Here is an 18057-nt window from a genome sequence, read left to right as displayed (position 1 = left end):
AGTCTTTTCAACTATCTGGTGGATGAGCATCCGGAGGCTTTCGCGTCGGTGGGGGTGGTGTTCACCGGTGGTGAGCCGGCGTCGCCCACGCACATCTCTCGGTTGTACGGGCTGTGTCCGCGGTTGAGGATCGTCAATGGTTACGGTCCCGCGGAGTCGATGGGATTCACGACCACCTACCGGGTGGACCAGCGCTCCGTCCCCGACGTGAGTGTGCCGATCGGGCGGCCGGTCGTGAACAAGTACGCGTACGTCCTGGACGAGCGGTTGCGTCCGGTGCCGGCCGGGGTGATCGGTGAGGTGTATTTGGCCGGTGACGGTCTCGCGCACGGTTATCTCGCGCAGCCGGGCACCACGGCGACCCGGTTCCTGCCCCATCCGTTCGGGTCGGCGGGCAGTCGTCTCTACCGCACCGGTGACCTGGCGCACTGGGACCGGGACGGTGCTCTGCACTACGCCGGCCGGACCGACGGCCAGGTCAAGATCCGCGGGTTCCGTATCGAGCCCACCGAGATCGAGACCGTCCTCACCACCCACCCCCACCTCACCCAGGCCGCACTCGCCGTCCACACCGACGTCGACGGCACGCCCCGGCTCGTCGCCTACACGGTGGCGGCCGACCCCGCCGGTACCGAACCGCAGGAGATCAGGCGCTGGTTGCGGGAACGGATGCCCGATCACATGGTGCCCGCGTTCGTGGTGCCGATGGAGCGGCTGCCGCTCACGCCCAACGGGAAGATCGACAAACGGGCGCTGCCCGCCCCGCAGGCCGTGGTGTCCACCGACGGCCGGGCCCCGCGCACCCCTCTCGAAGGCACCGTCCGCGACGCGTTCGCCGAAGCGCTGGGCGCGGCCGGCCCTCTGACGATCGACGACGACTTCTTCGCGCACGGCGGGCACTCCCTGCTCGCCGCCCGCCTCACCCACCGGCTCGGAACCGCGCTCGGTGTCACCCTCACCCTCCGCGACGTGTTCCAGAACCCCACCCCGGCCGCCCTCGCCCAGTGCATCGCGTCACGGCAGGCGTCCGGCGCCAACCGGCCCCGGCGGGCCCGCCCCGCCCTGCGCCGCCGCACCACCGACCAGGAACGGAGTTCCTCATGACCGACCCGACCGCACCGGCCGGCCCGATCGACCTGGGCACGTACGCCCCCGACGGGCCCGCGCCCGACGACGTGGTGTGGGACCTGCCGGGCGAGGGCCCGCAGCGCACCGCGCTCCTGGTCCTGCCGCACGCCGGGGGGAACGCCCACGGCTACGCCGAGTGGCGCGAGTACCTCCCCGCCGACGTACGGCTGCTGGTCGGCCAGTACCCGGGGCGCGGAGCCCGCTACGCAGAGGAACTGCCCCGCGACATCGCGGACCTCGCCGGACCGGTGGCGGCGTGCCTGCCCGACGGGGTCACCGACGACCTCGTGGTGCTGGGCCACAGCATGGGCTCCCTCGTCGCCTTCGAGGTGGTCCGGCTGCTCCAGGCGGCCGGCCGCACCCCGCGGGCCCTGGTCGCCTCCGCGTGCCGGGCGCCGTTCCTCGCCAACCCGGCCGTGGTCCACCCCGAGCGGCTGGACGACGACGAACTCGTGGCCGCCATCAAGGTCCGCGGCGGCACCGACGACGGGATCCTCGACGACCCGGAGCTGCGCGAGATCGTCATCCCGTCCATCCGCGCCGACTTCGCCATCGACGACGTGTACCAGTGCCCGGCGGACAAGGCGCGCGTGGACTGCCCGGTGACCGTCATCGGCGGCGACGCGGACCCGGTGGCGCCCGCCGAGTCGCTGCACCACTGGGCCGACGTCACCGACCACGGCTTCGCCCACCACGTCCTGCCGGGCGGCCACTTCTACTACCAGGGCCGGCTGCCGGAGTTCTTCACCGTGCTGTCCACGGTGCTCGACGGCAAGGTCACGGCCACCGTCGCCTGACGGCCCCGCGACCGCAGGCACCGCCTCCGCCGCCCGCCACGGCCTCCCGACCGTCCCCGCGTTTCCGTCTCTCCCGGAGCACGCACCGTTCGACGCACGCGCTCTCCCGACGCACGCGCTCTCCCGACTCACGCACGCTCCCGACTCGCGCGAGCCCCGCCGTCCTCCGCGCGGACGCACGCAAAAGACGCACTCACCCGAGGAACTCTCATGACCCTTCACGCAGACGCCCCCGCCCCGGCCGCCCTCGACACGGACCCGGTCGTGCCGGTCCGCGAGGCGGGCAAGCCCGTCGTCGTGCACGTGCCCGCCACCGGCGGCATCGACGAGGCGGTGGCCTGGCTGACCGCCCACCGCGAGTCCGTCCAGGCCGAACTGCACCGCTCGGGCGCCGTCCTGCTGCGCGGCCTGCCCGTGACTGACGCCGCGAGCTTCGCCGCCGCCCGCGACGCGCTGATCAGCCGGCGCGCCGGCTACAAGGAGAAGGCCACTCCGCGCACCGACTTCGGCGAGGGCGTGTTCTCCTCCACCGACCTGCCCGCCGTCCAGCCGATCCGGCTGCACAACGAGAACAGCTACACCCTGGACTTCCCCGGCGTGCTGCTGTTCGGCTGCGTCACCGCGCCCGAGGAGGGCGGCGCGACCACCGTCGGCGACATGCGCGAGGCGCTGCGGCTGCTGCCGCCGGAGCTGGTCGCCCGTTTCGAGAAGACGGGCTGGCTGCTGGTCCGCAACTACTCCGAGCTGGCCGGCCTGCCCTGGTACCGGACCTTCGCCACCGAGGACAAGGCCGTCGCCGAGGCGTACTGCACGGAGAACACCGTCGGCTACGAGTGGCTGGACGACGACTCCATGGTCACCCGTCAGCGCCGCTCGGCGATCATCACCCACCCGGTGACGGGCGAGCGCTGCTGGTTCAACCACTTCGCCTTCTGGAACAGCCGCACCCTCGACCCGGACGTCCGCGAGGTGCTGGAGGAGACGTACGGCGAGGACGGCCTGCCGTTCAACACCTACCTCGGCGACGGCAGCCGCCTCACCGACGACGAGGTCGACGCCATCAACGCCGTCTACGACCAGGTGACCGTGCGGGAGACCTGGCAGCAGGGCGACCTGATGCTCGTCGACAACCTGCTGTGCGCCCACGGCCGTGAGGCGTTCAAGGGGGACCGCAAGATCCTCGTCGCCATGGGTGAGCCGGTCGCGCTCGCCGACTGCGCCCCCACCTCCCAGCCGTCCACCACCGTTCACACCGGAGCGTGACCACCGCCATGACCGCCGTCCTCCCCGAGCGCACCCGCACCGCGCCCGACACCGACCCGAACCCGTCCGTCACCGACCTGCTGGACCGCCTGGCCCTCGCGCCCGCGGACCGCCCCGCCGTGGTCGCCGCCGACCGCGAGCTGTCCTTCGCCGCCCTCCGGGCCGAGGCCATGCGCATCGCCGGCCGCCTCACCGCCCGCGGCATCGGCCCCGAGAGCGTCGTCGCGCTCGCCCTGCCGCGCGGTGCCGACCTGGTGGCCGCGCTGATCGGCACCCTCACCGCGGGCGCCGCCTACCTGCCCGTCGACCCGAAGCTCCCCGCCGACCGGCGCCGCTACCTGGTCGAGGACTCCGGCGCCGACCTGGTCGTCACCGCCGACGGCACCGCTGAGGTGCCCGGCACCCCGCACATCGCCGTCGCCGACCTCCTCGCCCACGACGGAGCCCTCGGCGACAGCCACGGCCAGGCCTACCGGCCGGTGCCCGTCTCCGGCGGCAGCCTCGCGTACGTCATCTACACCTCCGGTTCCACCGGCCGCCCCAAGGGCGTGGAGATCAACCGGTCCGCCGCCTCCGCGCTGCTGGCCGAACTGGAGTCCGAGGGCATCGCCTCCCCGGGCCTCGGCCGGGTCGGCTGGAACGCCTCCCCGTCCTTCGACGCCTCCGTGCAGCAGTGGGTCCGGATCTGCCGCGGCGACACGCTCGTCATGATCGACGACGACACCCGCCACGACCCCGTACTGCTGGCCGGATTCGTCGACGAGCAGTGCCTGACCGACCTGGACATCACCCCGTCGCACGCCGAGCCGCTGCTCGACCTGCTCGCGGCCGACGGCGGCCACCGGCCCCTGACGCTGCTCATCGGCGGCGAGGCCATCAGCCCGGCCCTGTGGCGCCGCATCGGCGAGCAGGTCACCGCCGGGGTGCTGCGCGCGGTCAACCTGTACGGGCCCACCGAGTGCACCGTGGACTCCACCGCAGGCTGGATCGACGCCGCCGACGAACCGCACATCGGGTCGGTCCTCCCGGGCCTGAGCGCGCGGGTCCTGGACGAGAAGCTGAACCCGGTCCCGGCCGGCGGAAGCGGCGAACTGTACCTGGCCGGCTCGCGAGTGGGCCGCGGCTACCGTCGCCGCCCCGGCCTGACGGCCGAACGGTACGTGCCCGACCCGCGGGCCGACGGCGGCCGCATGTACCGCACCGGCGACCGCGTCCGGCTGCTGCCCGAGGGCCGCCTCGCCTACCTGGGACGCGCCGACGGCCAGATCAAGCTGCGCGGCCACCGCATCGAACTCGCCGAGATCGAAGCCGCCCTCGCGGCGCAGCCGGAGATCGCCGAAGCCGTCGTCGTCCTGCGCGACGAGGTCAACGGCGCCCCCGGGCTGGTCGCCTACCACCGCCCGCAGGACCCGTCGGCCGCCCCGGCCGGCGCGGCCGAGCTGCGCGACCGCCTCGCGGCCGAGCTGCCCGCCTACATGGTGCCCGCCGCGTTCGTGGCCGTGGACCGGTTCGCCACCACCACCCAGGGCAAGCTCGACAAGGCCGCGCTGCCCGCGCCGACCGCGACCGAGGCCCCCGCCGGGACCGCCGAGCCGGCCCTGACGCCCTCCCAGGCGCTGATCGCCGGAGTCTGGTCCACCGTGCTCGGCAAGACCGGAATCGGCCCCGACGACAACTTCTTCAAGCTGGGCGGCCACTCCCTCCTCGCCATCAAGCTGGCGTCGCGGGTCCGCGCCGAACTCGGCGTCACCCTCCCCGTCAAGGCCGTCTACGCCAACCCCCGGCTGCGCGACCTGGCCATCCACATCGACACGCTCGTCGCCGCCGCGCCGGGCCAGGACACGTAAAGGACGATGACCGTGATCCCGCTGTCGTTCGCCCAACGCCGGCTGTGGTTCCTGGGCCGCCTGCACGGAGCCTCCGCCGCCTACAACGCCCCCGTCGTGCTCCACCTGGACGGCGTCCCGGACACCGGAGCCCTGCGCGCCGCCCTGGCCGACGTGGTCGAGCGGCACGAGGTGCTGCGGACGGTCCTCGCGGCAGACGCCGACGGGGAGCCCCACCAGCACGTCCGGGAGGCCGGCGCCGTCGGCCCCCTCACCGTCGAGGACCACCCGCCCGGCGAACGCGACGCAGCCGTCGCCGCGTTCGTCCGGCAGGCCATCGACATCACCGCACAGCCACCGCTGCTCGCCCGCCTGTTCCGGTCCGGCGCCGCCACCCCGGACGGCCGGGACACCTCCACCCTCGTCCTGCTGATCCACCACGTCGCCACCGACGGGTGGTCCGTACGCCCCCTGCTGCGCGACCTGGCCGCCGCCTACGACGCGCGGCGCGCGGGCCTGGCCCCCGACCGGGAGCCGCTGCCCGTGCAGTACACGGACTACACGCTGTGGCAGCACGACATGCTCGGCGACCCGGACGACCCGGAGAGCCTGGCCGCCGAACAACTCGCCTTCTGGCGGGACGCCCTGGCCGGCGCGCCGCCCGTGATCGCCCTGCCGGCCGACCGGCCCCGTCCCACGGAACCGTCCGGGCGCGGCGCCACCGTCACCGCCCGGCTGGACGCGGCGGCCCACGGCGGGCTGCTGGCACTGGCCCGCGGCCACCGGGCCACCCTCACCATGGTGACCCGGGCCGCGCTCGCGGCGACACTGACCGCGGCCGGGGCGGGCGAGGACGTGGTGATCGGGACGCCCGTCGCGGGCCGCCCCGAGGAGGACCTGAGCGACCTCGTCGGATTCTTCGTCAACTCCCTGGCCCTGCGCACCGACCTGTCCGGCGACCCGGCCGTCACCGACCTGGTGGCCCGGGTCCGCGACACCGACCTGGCCGCCTACGACCACCAGGACCTGCCCTTCGACGTGCTGGTGGAGAAACTCGCACCCGAACGGGCCCTGGGGCACCACCCCTTCTTCCAGGTGATGCTGACCGTCGCGGCGGACGACACGGACGCCGGTACGGTCCGCTTCGCCGACGGCATCACCGGCCGCGCCGCGGACACCGGTCTGGACGCCGCGAAGTTCGACCTGACCTGGTACTGCGCCGAACAGCACACCGCGGACGGGCGCCCGGACGGCATCACCGTCTCCCTCACCTACGCCGAGGACCTCTTCGACGAGGACACCGCCCGCCTCCTGCTCGACGCGCACCTGCGAACCCTCGCCGCCTTCGCCGACGAGCCGCTGCGCCGCCTGTCCGAGCTGCGGACCCTGACCGCCGGGGAGCGGCGCGCCCTGGCCGCCCGCAGCGAACGCGCCGCGCAGGCCGTGACCGCCGGCGAGGACCGGCCCGCGCCCGTACGGGCGGACGTCCTCACGCCGCGCGAGGAGATCCTCTGCGGACTGTTCGCCGAGGTCCTGGGCCGCGACACCGTCACCGCGGACGCCAACTTCTTCCGCAGCGGCGGACACTCGCTGCTCGCCGGGAAGCTCGTCAACCGCGTCCGAGGCGCCCTCGGCGTCCAGGCCGGCATCCGCGACCTGTTCCTCGCGCCCACCCCCGCCGCACTGCACCGCCGCCTCACCGAGACGGCCCAGAGCGCGGGCACGGCCGGCCGGCCCGCCCTGACCGCCGTACCCGCCGCCGAACGCCCCACCCCGCTCCCGCTGTCGGCGGCGCAGCGCGCCCTGTGGCTGCTCGGCCGCATCGAGGGCACCTCCGCCCGCTACAACGCGCCGCTCGTGCTCCGCCTCGACGGCGTGCCCGACCGGCGCGCGCTGACCGCGGCCCTCGCGGACCTCCGCGAACGGCACGAGGTGCTGCGCACGGTGTACGGCGCGGAAGGCGGCGAGCCCCACCAGCAGGTGCTGCCCGCCGCCCTGTGCCCGGGCGGACTGCCCGCGTGGGAGGAGTGCCCGGCCGCCGAGACCGACGCACGCGTGGCGGCCTTCGGCCGCGAACAGCTCGACCTCACCACCGAGGGGCCGTTGCGGGTCCGGGTGTTCCTGCCGGGCGACGGCACGGCCGTACTGGTGCTCCTCGTGCACCACATCGCCACCGACGGCTGGTCGCTCGCGCCGCTGCTGCGCGACCTCGGCGAGGCGTACGAGGCACGGCTCGCCGGCCGGGCACCGCAGTGGCGGGCGCTGCCCGTGCAGTACGCCGACTTCGCCCTGTGGCAGCGCGAACTGCTGTCCGGGCCGGCCCACGAGCGGCTGACGGCCTTCTGGCAGCAGGCCCTCGACGGCCTGCCCCCGCGCACGGACCTCCCGTACGACCGGCCCCGCCCGGCCGAACCCACGGGACGCGGGGCGGCGGTCACCGCGACGCTGGACGCGGACACCCACCGCGCGCTGGCGGCGCTGGCGCGCGAACGCCGCGCCAGCCTGTTCATGGTGGCCCGCGCCGCGCTGGCCGCCGCGCTGTCGGCCGCCGGCGCCGGCACGGACCTCGCCGTGGGCACCCCCGCCGCGGGCCGCTCCCACCAGGACCTGCACGACCTGGTCGGCTGCTTCGTCAACTCCCTGGTGCTGCGCGCCGACCTGTCCGGCGACCCCGCCGTCGGGCAGCTGGTCGACCGGATCCGGGACGCCGACCTGGCCGCCTTCGACCACCAGGACCTCCCCTTCGACCTGCTCGTGGAGAGGCTCGCCGAGCCGGACCGGGCCCTGGGCGAGCACCCCCTCTTCCAGGTGATGCTCACCGTGCAGGAGGCCGCCGCGGAACGGGCCGCGCTCGGCCGGCTCACCGCCGAGGCCACCAGCACCGACCTGGGCGCCGCCAAGTTCGACCTCGCCTTCCACTGCGCCGTACGCCGCGCGCCGGACGGCGGGCCCGCCGGTCTCGACCTGCACCTCCAGTACGCGCGCGACCTGTTCGACGCGCGCACCGCCGAGACGCTGCTGGAGATCTTCACCCGGGCCCTGCGCGCCCTCACCCGGGGCACCGAGGCACGACTGTCGCAGCTGTCGCTGGTCACCGCCGAGGAGGAACGCGCCTTCGCCGCCCGCCGCGCGGCGCTCACGGCGGCCGCCGCCCCCGGACCGGCGGACAGCGCACCCACGGCCCCCGCCGCCGGCCCCCGCGTGGAGATCCTCACCGCGCTGTTCGCCGAAGCCCTCGGCCGGGGCGAGGACTTCACCGCCCACAGCAACTTCTTCAAGTCCGGCGGGCATTCCCTGCTCGCCGGGAAACTCGCCAACCGGGTCCGGTCGGTCCTCGGCGTCGAGGCCGGCATCCGCGACCTGTTCCTCGCCCCCACCCCGGCCGCCCTGCACCAGCGGCTCGCGGCGAACGGCACCGGCGCCCCGGCCCGGCCCGCACCCACCGCGACACCCCCGGAAGAGCGCCCCGAGCGGCTGCCCCTGTCGTACGCGCAACGCAGGCTGTGGTTCGTCGACCAGCTCCAGGGACCGTCCGCCACGTACAACATCGCCCTGGTACGGCAGTTGGACCGGCCGCTGGACCCGATGACCCTGGCCGACGCGCTCGCGGACGTGGCCGAGCGGCACGAGGTGCTGCGCACCGTGTACGGCACCGAGGGCGGCGAGCCCCACCAGCGGGTGCTGGAGCAGGCGCGGCCCCACCTGGAACTCGGCCGGCCGGCCGACGTCGCGGCCGCCGTGGACACCGCCGCCGGGCACGTCTTCGACCTGGCCCGGGACATCCCGCTGCGCGCCTGGCTGTTCTACCCGCAGGGCCAGGGCCGGCAGACCCTGGTGCTGCTCCTGCACCACATCGCCGCCGACGGCTGGTCCACCGGACCGCTGCTGGCCGACCTCTCCGCCGCCTACGAGGCACGCGCCGCGGGGCGGGCACCGGACGGACCCGCGCTGCCGCTCCAGTACGCCGACTACACCCTGTGGCAGCACGGGCTGCTCGCCGACGGGGGAGCCGACCGCGACCTGCGCTTCTGGGAGCGGACCCTCGCGGACCTGCCGCCGCTGACCGACCTGCCGACCGACCGGCCCCGCCCCGCGCTGCCCTCGGGACGCGGCGCGCTCACCGGTTTCACGGTGCCCGCCGCCACCCACCGGGCCCTGGCCCGCACGGCACGGTCCCGGGGAGCCACCCTCTTCATGGCCGTGCAGGCCGCCCTGGCCGCGTCCCTGACCCGGCTCGGCGCGGGCACCGACCTCGCGATCGGCACCGCCGTCGCGGGACGCTCCGACGACGCGCTGTCCGGACTGGTCGGCTTCTTCGTCAACACCCTGGTGCTGCGCACCGACACGTCGGCCGACCCCGACTTCGGGACGCTGCTCGAACGGGTCCGCGACGCCGGCCTGGCCGCCTACGACCACCAGGACCTGCCCTTCGACCTGCTGGTGGAGCACCTCAACCCGCACCGCTCCTCCGCCCACCACCCGCTTGTGCAGGTCATGCTCCGCCTCGACACCCTCGGCGGCACGGGGCCCGCGCCGGCCGGTCCGCTGGCCGGCACCGAGCTGGCCCACCGGTCGGGGTCCGCCAAGTCGGACCTGACGTTCGCGCTCACCGAACAGCCGGACGGCACCCTCGCGGGCGTCCTCGAATACGCCACCGACCTGTACGGACCCGCCGGGGCGGCGCGTCTGACCACGCTGCTCACGACGGCCCTGGAACTGTTCGCCGCCGACCCCGGCGCCCGGGTCACGGACCTGCCCGCCCCGGCCGACCGGCGCGGCGAGCGGCCCGTGGCGAACGGCTACCGGATCGACGTACGGCACGTGGCGGCGGTGCTGGGCGACCACCCGGCGGTGAGTGAGGCCGGCGTCCGCGTCGAGGACGACCGGGTCACCGCGCGGGTGACGGCCCCGGGCGTCACGGAGGCCGAGCTCCAGGCGTGGGCGGCCGAACGCCTGCCGGAGTACACGGTCCCGGCCGTGATCACCCTGGCGGACACCCCGCACCCACCCCGGGAGCACACCGAGGAACCGGCCGGGCCGCAGGAGACCCTGCTCACCAACGTGCTGCGGCTGTTCGCGGAAGTGCTGGACGGACGCGACATGGGCCCGGGCGACAACTTCTTCAAGGCCGGCGGCCACTCCCTGCTCGCGGTCCGCCTGGTCAACCGCATCCGGGCCGACCTGGGCCGCGAGCTGACCCTCCGGGAGGTGTTCCGCCACCCCACCCCGGCGAAGCTCGCCGCCCACCTCGCGGCGGAGGCCGGCCGGTCCGCGCCCGGCCCGGTACCGCCCACGCCACCGCCACTGCGGCGCCGGACACGCGGGGGGACCCCGGTCAGCCGGCCGTAACCGCCCGCCGCCCGCCCGCCCGCCCGCGCTCGTCCCGTCGACCGGCCCGGAGCACGTGACCCCGCGTCACGTGCTCCGGGCTTTCGCGCGCTCACGGAGCCCCTGCGCCGCGGGCCCCTGCGGCAGATACAGCGGCAGTAGCGCGCGCCGAGGGGCAGCACCGCACCGTCCGGGCGCCGCGGAGCTGCCCCGGGGACTGCCGCTCGGGCGCGCCCGGTGTCCCTAGCGTGGGGGCAGACCAGTCACCCGCTCCTCCGACCACCTCGCCTGGAGGCTCCGCGATGCCCTCGACCGCCCCTGCCGCGTCCGCCGTCCTGGACGGCGGCCCGGTGCCCCAGCCGGCGCCCCGCGTCCTGGACCGGATCGCCGGGCAGGACGCCGAGCGGATCGCCCTCGTGGACGGCGAACGCCGCCTGACCTACGGGCAGCTGGCCCTCGCCGTCGCCTTCCGCGCCGACGAGCTGACCGCCCGGGGCGCCGGGCCGGGACGCCTCGTGGCCGTCAGCAGACCGCGCGGCATCGACGCCGTCGTCGGCCTGCTCGCCGCCCTGCGGACAGGCGCCGCCTACCTCCCGCTGGACCCCGCCGCCCCCGCCACCCGCACCGCCGCCGTCCTCGCCGACTGCACGGGAACCGACCTCGCGGCCGTCGACGGCGAGCACGTGCTGCCCGGCCCCGGCGTCGACCCGGAGGCGGCGTACGTCATCTACACGTCGGGCTCCACCGGCACCCCGAACGGCGTGGTCGTCGGACAGGACGCGCTCGCCCGGTTCACCGCCGCGGCCACCGCCGTGTACGGCGTCACCGCCGACGACGTGGTGCTCCAGTTCGCCCCGCTGCACTTCGACGCGAGCGTGGAGGAGGTGTTCCTGACCCTGGGCGCGGGCGCCACGCTCGTCCTGCGCGACGAGGAGATGCTCGACGTGCCGGGGCTGCTGGCCGGCTGCGCCGCCCACGGCGTCACCGTCCTCGACCTGCCCACCGCCTACTGGCACGAGCTGGCGCACGCGCTGGCCGCCGGGCTCGCCGAACTGCCGCCCACCCTGCGGACCGTGATCATCGGCGGCGAGGCCGCGCTGCCGGAGCGCGTGGCCCAGTGGTGCGCGGCCGTGGACCCCGGCCGGGTGCGGCTGCTGAACACGTACGGGCCCACCGAGGCGACCGTCGTCGCCACCGTCGCCGACCTGTCCCGCCACTCGGACGGCCCGGTGCCGATCGGCACCCCGCTGCCCGGCGTACGCGCCGCCGTCGTGGACGGTGAACTGTGGCTGCTGGGCGGTGGACTGGCCCTCGGCTACCTGGGCCGGCCGGACCTGACCGACCGCCGCTTCACCCGGCTCGGCGAGGAGCGCGCCTACCGCACCGGCGACCTCGTGCGCGTACGGGAAGACGGGCAGCTCGGCTTCGTGGGCCGCGCCGACGACGAGGTGAAGATCAACGGCCACCGGGTCGACCCGGCGTCCGTCGAGTCGGTGCTCTCCGGCCACCCGGCCGTGCGCGAGGCGGCCGTCGTCGCCGTGGACGGGCCCGGCGACGGCAAGCAGCTGACCGCCTTCGTGGTCGCCGAGCCCGGCACGGACCCGGACGGGCTGCGCGAGCACACCCGGCGCGCGCTGCCCGCCGCCGCCGTGCCCGGCACGTTCACCCTGGTGGACGCCCTGCCCCGCACTTCCTCCGGAAAGATCGACCGCAAGGTGCTCAGGGCCCGCGCCGCGCGGCCGGTCGGCGGCGCGCCCGCCCCGGCCGCCGCGCCGGACCCGGCGTACGACGTGCACGACGCCGCTGCCTGCGACCCGCCCGCCGCCGAGGACCGCGTGCCGCTGTCGTACGCGCAGAAACGGCTGTGGTTCCTCGCCGCGCTGGAGGGACCCTCCACCACCTACCACCTGCCGATCGTGCTGCGGCTGGACGAGGCGCCCGACACGGAGGCGCTGGCCGCCGCCCTCGCCGACCTGGTGGAGCGGCACGAGGTGCTGCGGACCGTGTACCCGGCCGTCGACGGGGAGCCGTACCAGCACGTCCTGGACACGCCGCCCGTCCCGCTGGACGTGCGGACCTGCGCCACCGCCGCCGACTCCGACACCGAGGCGGCCCGCTTCACCTCCGGCACCTTCGACCTGGCACGCCAACTGCCGCTGCGCGCCGCCCTGATCCTGACCGGGACGCAGACGGACGGAGAAACGGACGACGAGCCGCGGACGGCGACGCTCGTCCTGCTCACCCACCACATCGCCACCGACGGCTGGTCCGTCGGCCCCCTGCTGAACGACCTCTCCGCCGCCTACGCGGCCCGTCGCGCGGGCACGGCCCCCTACGGGGAGCCGCTGCCCGTGCAGTACGCCGACTACACCCTGTGGCAGCGCGACCTGCTCGCCGACCCGGACGCACACCTGACGTACTGGCGGGCCGCCCTCGACGGCATGCCCGGCGTGCTGGACCTGCCCGCCGACCGGCCCCGCCCGACGGAACCCACCGGCACCGCCGCCACCCTCACCGCCACCCTCGGCCCCGACGTCCTGCGGCGCCTGACCGCCCTGGGCGAGGAGCGGGGCGCGAGCCTGCTGATGCTGCTCCAGCCGGCGCTGGCGCTCGCCATGGCCGCGGCCGGCGCGGGGCAGGACATCGCGATCGGCACACCGGTCGCCGGCCGGGGCGACGAGGCCCTCGACGGGCTCGTCGGCTTCTTCGTCAACACCCTGGTGCTGCGCACCGACGTGTCCGGGCCGGTCTCCTACGCCGAGCTCGTGGACCGCGCCCGGGACGCGGACCTCGCCGCCTACGCCCACCAGGACCTGCCCTTCGACCTACTCGTGGAGCACCTGGCGCCCGAACGCGGCCTCGCCGTGAACCCGTTCTTCCAGGTCATGCTCACCGCCGAGACCGACGACGGGTCCGGCGCCGGCATCGAGGGCCCGCTCGCCGGGCGGTTCGCCGAACCGGGCCTGGAGGCCGCCAAGTTCGACCTCAGCGCCTCCTGCGTGGCTCTGCCCGACGGCGGTCTGAAGGTGTGGTGGCAGTACGCCGCCGACCTGTTCGAACCCGGCACGGCCCGGCTGCTGCTCGACCTGTTCGTCCGGGCCCTGGAGCGGGCCGCCGCCGACCCGCACGCCCCCGCGGCCGGCGACCGGCTGCCCACCCCCACCGAACAGGCCCGCATCACCGCCCTGCGCGCAGGACTCGAACACGCCCGGCGCGAGCAGCAGGCAACCGCCCGGACCCGTCCCGCCGTCACCGGACGGCCCGACGCGGTGAAGGTGCTGTGCGAGCTGTTCGCCGAGGTGATCGGCCGCGGCGAGGTCGGCCCCGACGCCAACTTCTTCACGGTCGGCGGGCACTCGATGAACGGTGTCCGCCTCGTCAACCGCATCCGCGCCACCTGGGGCGTGCAGGCCCGCATCCGGGACCTGTTCCTCGCCCCCACCCCCCGCGAGCTCGCGGCACGCCTGACCGAACAGGGCCTGCCCGCCGGACGCTCCGGACCGGTGCCGGTACCGGAGGCCCTGCGGCCCGCGCGGGTCCCGCTGTCGTACGCGCAGCGCCGGCTGTGGTTCGTGGACCAGATGGAGGGCCCGAGCCGCTCCTACACCATCCCCTTCGCCCTGCGCCTGGACCGGCCGCTGGACGCCGGCGTGCTCGCCGAGGCGCTGGCCGACGTCGCCGGCCGGCACGAGGTGCTGCGCACCGTCTACCCGGCGGTGGACGGGGAGCCGTACCAGCACGTGCTGACCGGGGGCGCCGCCCGCCCCGTACTGGACCTCGTCACCTGCCCGGCGGGGGAGACGGCGGACGCCGTGGACGCCGCCGCGGGCCACGTCTTCGACCTGGCCGCCGACCTGCCGCTGCGGGCCGCCCTCATCACCGAGGAGAGCACCGGCGGGGAGGGCCTCGCCGGCGAGGACGGCGCGGGGCAGATCCTCGTGCTCCAGGTGCACCACATCGCCGCCGACGGCTGGTCCACCGGCCCGCTCCTCGCGGACCTCGCCGCCGCCTACGAGGCACGCGAGGCCGGGCGGGCCCCCCACTGGAAGCCGCTGCCGGTGCAGTACACCGACTACACGCTCTGGGAACGCGCCGCCCTGGAGGGCACGGCCGCCGACGCGGACGTGGCGTTCTGGCGCGACACCCTCGCGGGCGCCCCCGAGTCGCTGGCACCCACCCCGGCCAGGACCCGCCCGGCCGAGGCGTCGCAGCGCGGCGCGTACGTGCCGCTGACCCTGGACGCCGGCGTGCACGCCCGGCTGGAGCGGCTCGCCCTGGACCACGGGGCCACCCTGTTCATGGTGGTGCAGGCGGCGCTCGCCTCGCTGCTCACCCGGCACGGCGCGGGCACCGACCTGCCGCTCGGCACGGTTGTCGCGGGCCGCGACGACGAAGTCCTCGACGACCTGGTCGGCTTCTTCGTCAACACCCTCGTGCTGCGCTGCGACACCTCGGGCGACCCGCGGTTCGCCGAACTGCTGGACCGGGTGCGCACCACCGACCTGGCCGCCTTCGCCCACCAGGAACTCCCCTTCGACCTGGTCGTGGAACGCCTCAACCCGCGCCGCTCCACCGACCGGCACCCGCTCGTGCAGACCATCGTCCAGGTGGAACCGGCCGGGCCCGGGGCCACTGCGGGCGGCGCGCTGTCGGGCACGCCGCTGGGCACCGACTCCGGGTTCACCAAGTTCGACCTGACGGTGTCCCTGAGAGAGACCCGGAGCGCGGACGGCGCTGCCGCCGGACTCGTCGGCGTGCTGGAGTACGCCACGGACCTCTACGACGACGCCACCGCGCGCATGCTCACCGCGCACCTGGAGCGGACCCTGCGGGCGGTCGCCGAGGACCCGTCCCGGCGCATCTCCGACATCGGCCTGCTCACGCCGGACGAGGAGTTCCGGCTGCTGACCGAGTACAACGACACGGCCGTGCCGCGCGCCGCCTGCGGCCTGCTGCACGAGCGGTTCGCCGCCCGGGCCCGCCGCACCCCCGACCGGGTCGCCCTGCGGCACGGCGACGACGAGGTCACCTTCGCCGAGCTGGACGAGCGCGCCAACGCCCTCGCGCACACCCTGCTCGCCGCCGGCGTCGCCCGGGACGGCGCGGTCGCGGTGCTGATGGACCGCACCCCGCTGCTGCTGGTGGCCGTGCTCGCGGTGCTCAAGTGCGGGGCGGCGTACGTGCCGATGGACCCGAAGCTCCCGCAGGCGCGGGTACGGATGATGACCAAGGACACCGGAGCCACGGTGCTGCTCACCCGGCGGGCGCACCTCGCCGCGCCGTCGGTGACCGCTCGGGCCGCGGCGGGGGTGCGGGTGCTGGCGGTGGACGCCCCCGGCACGGTGGACGGGACGCGCACGGACGCCCCGGACGTGACGGTCGGCGAGGACGCCGTGGCGTACATCATGTTCACGTCCGGCTCCACGGGCCGGCCCAAGGGCGTCGGCGTGACCCACCGCAACGTCGTGGAGCTGGTCACCGACCGCTGCTTCAACCGCGCACACCACCGCCGCATGCTCGTGCACTCGGCGATCGGCTTCGACGCCTCCACCTACGAACTGTGGGTGCCGCTGCTGGGCGGCGGACAGCTCGTGTTCTGCCCCGGTGACGGCACCGACCTCGCGGAGATCGACCAGACCGTCCGTACGTACGGCGTGACCGCCGCCTACTTCACCATGGGCCTGTTCCACATCCTCGCCGACGAGGGCCTGGACACCCTGAAACTGCTCGACGAGGTGTGGGCCGGCGGCGACGTCGCCTCCCCGGAGGCCCTGCAGCGGGTACTGACGCACTGCCCGGACACCGTCCTCGTGCACAGCTACGGCCCCACCGAGACCACCTTCGCCTCGCACTACCAGCGCTTCACCGTCCACGAGCGCACCGTCCGCGGCGTGTACCTGGGGGTGCCCCTGGACAACACCCGCGTCCACGTCCTGGACGAGCGGCTGCGGCCCGTGCCGCGCGGCGTGGCCGGCGAGATGTACCTCGCCGGCAGCCAGGTGGCGCGCGGCTACGTAGGCCGCCCGGGGCTGACGGCCGAGCGGTTCGTGCCCGACCCGTTCGGCGCGGACGGCGGGCGCATGTACCGCACCGGGGACCTCGTGCAGTGGACGGCCGACGGCGAACTCCGCTTCCTCGGCCGGGCCGACGGCCAGGTCAAGCTCCGTGGCTTCCGCATCGAACCCGGCGAGATCGAGGCCCTCCTCGCCCGGCACCCGGCCGTCGGCCAGGCGGCCGTGGTCGTGCGCGACGACGGCCCCGGCGGCAAGCGCCTCGTCGCCTACGCCGTGCCGCGCGCCGGACACGACCTGACCGGCCCCGGCCTGCTGCGCTGGGCGGCGGACGAACTCCCCGAACACATGGTGCCCTCGGCGGCGGTCCTGCTCGACGCGATCCCGCTGACCGTCAACGGCAAACCCGACCGCAGGGCCCTCCCCGCGCCCGCGCCCGCCGAACGCACCACCGGCCGGGTCCCGCGCACCCCGCGCGAGGAACTGCTGTGCGGCCTCTTCGGCGAGGTGCTCGGCGTGCGGAACGTCGGCATCGACGACAACTTCTTCACCCTCGGCGGCCACTCCCTGCTCGGCGTCCGCCTGATCAGCAGGATGCGCGCGGTCCTCGGACTGGAATGCGGCGTACGGGACCTCTTCCGCACCCCGACGGTCGCCGGGCTGCTGGCCGACGAGCCGACCGGCTTCGACCCGATGGGCGTCGTCCTGCCCTTCCAGACCGGGGGCAGCAGGCCACCGCTGTTCTGCCTCCACCCCGGCACCGGCGTCGGCTGGTCGTACGCCGGCCTCACCCGGCACCTCGGCCCCGACCAGCCGCTCTACGCCATCCAGGCGCGGGCCCTGGGCGAACTCGGCCACGACTCACCGTCGGTGGAGGCGATGGTCGACGACTACCTGCCGCTGATCCGCGAGGTCCAGCCGCACGGCCCCTACCGCTTCCTCGGCTGGTCCTTCGGCGGCACCGTCGCCCACGCCCTCGCCGCCCGCCTGGCCGAGCTCGGCGAACGCACCGACCTGCTGGCCATGATGGACGTCCATCTGCTGCCGACCGAGCCGGAGCGGCGCCGCATGACGCCGGCGCAGAAGCGCGACATGCTCGTCGGTGACGCGGCGGACGTACCCGAGGACGCCCCCTTCGACGTCGAGGCCCTCATCGAACTCGTCCGGCTCACCGACCCCGTGCTCGGCGCGTTCTCCGACGACGAGATCCGCTCCGTGATCGGCGCCTCCATCAACCACGCCGAAATCATGAACCTGTATTCCCCGCGCCCCGTGAAAACCGACCTGGTATTCCTGGGGGCCCTGGAGGAAGGGGAAACGGAGAACCATCTCTTCAAGAACTGGTTGCCCTATATCGACGGCACTGTCGAGAATCACCTGATCGGGGTTTCCCACACCAGAATGGGAGAACCCGAACCGCTCGCCCTGATCGGCCGTATCCTTTCCGAGAAACTGAGGAGCCTGTCATGACCAACCCCTTCGACGACGCCGATGGCACCTTCCACGTCGTGGTCAACACGGAGGGCCAGCACGCCCTGTGGCCCGTCTTCGCGGACATTCCCGCAGGCTGGGACGCTGTCTGGGGCCCGGGTGCGCGTGCCGACGCCCTGGAGTACGTCGCCGCGAACTGGACCGACATCCGCCCGCGGAGCCTCGTCGCGCAGTATTCCTGAACCCGCCGGGACATCAGTACCCCGCCAAAAG

At 74.9% G+C, this 18057-nt stretch carries 7 protein-coding genes; all 7 read left to right on the top strand.

Features of this window, described 5'->3' with window-relative positions; translation table 11 throughout:
- The coding region (locus ABZ354_RS26170; RefSeq protein WP_358660725.1) for a non-ribosomal peptide synthetase at window positions 1-1104 on the top strand (1104 nt) is incomplete at its 5' end.
- Window positions 1101-1925, top strand: coding sequence for an alpha/beta fold hydrolase (locus tag ABZ354_RS26165; RefSeq protein ID WP_358660723.1), 825 nt, complete (start codon window positions 1101-1103; stop codon window positions 1923-1925). The genes ABZ354_RS26170 and ABZ354_RS26165, both read left to right, overlap by 4 nt.
- A 210-nt stretch (window positions 1926-2135) precedes the next feature.
- Window positions 2136-3188, top strand: coding sequence for a TauD/TfdA family dioxygenase (locus ABZ354_RS26160; RefSeq protein WP_358660721.1), 1053 nt, complete (start codon window positions 2136-2138; stop codon window positions 3186-3188).
- Window positions 3185-5035, top strand: coding sequence for a non-ribosomal peptide synthetase (locus ABZ354_RS26155; RefSeq protein ID WP_358660719.1), 1851 nt, complete (start codon window positions 3185-3187; stop codon window positions 5033-5035). Before ABZ354_RS26160 ends, ABZ354_RS26155 begins: the two co-directional genes overlap by 4 nt.
- A 6-nt stretch (window positions 5036-5041) precedes the next feature.
- Entirely contained in the window at window positions 5042-10363 is a 5322-nt protein-coding gene (locus ABZ354_RS26150; protein ID WP_358660717.1) for a condensation domain-containing protein, read from the top strand.
- Window positions 10364-10644: 281 nt separating this feature from the next.
- Complete coding sequence (locus ABZ354_RS26145; protein ID WP_358660715.1) at window positions 10645-17823, top strand: amino acid adenylation domain-containing protein; 7179 nt, start codon at window positions 10645-10647, stop codon at window positions 17821-17823.
- On the top strand, window positions 17820-18026 hold the full coding sequence (locus tag ABZ354_RS26140) for an MbtH family protein (RefSeq protein WP_358660713.1): 207 nt from the start codon (window positions 17820-17822) through the stop codon (window positions 18024-18026). The genes ABZ354_RS26145 and ABZ354_RS26140 overlap by 4 nt, the downstream gene beginning before the upstream one ends.
- Window positions 18027-18057 lie beyond the last annotated feature (31 nt).

The sequence above is a fragment of the Streptomyces sp. NPDC005925 genome (genome assembly GCF_040638805.1).
Lineage (GTDB): Bacteria > Actinomycetota > Actinomycetes > Streptomycetales > Streptomycetaceae > Streptomyces.
Note: the sequence above shows the minus strand (reverse complement) of the source record. Positions and strands in the feature narration are given on the sequence as shown.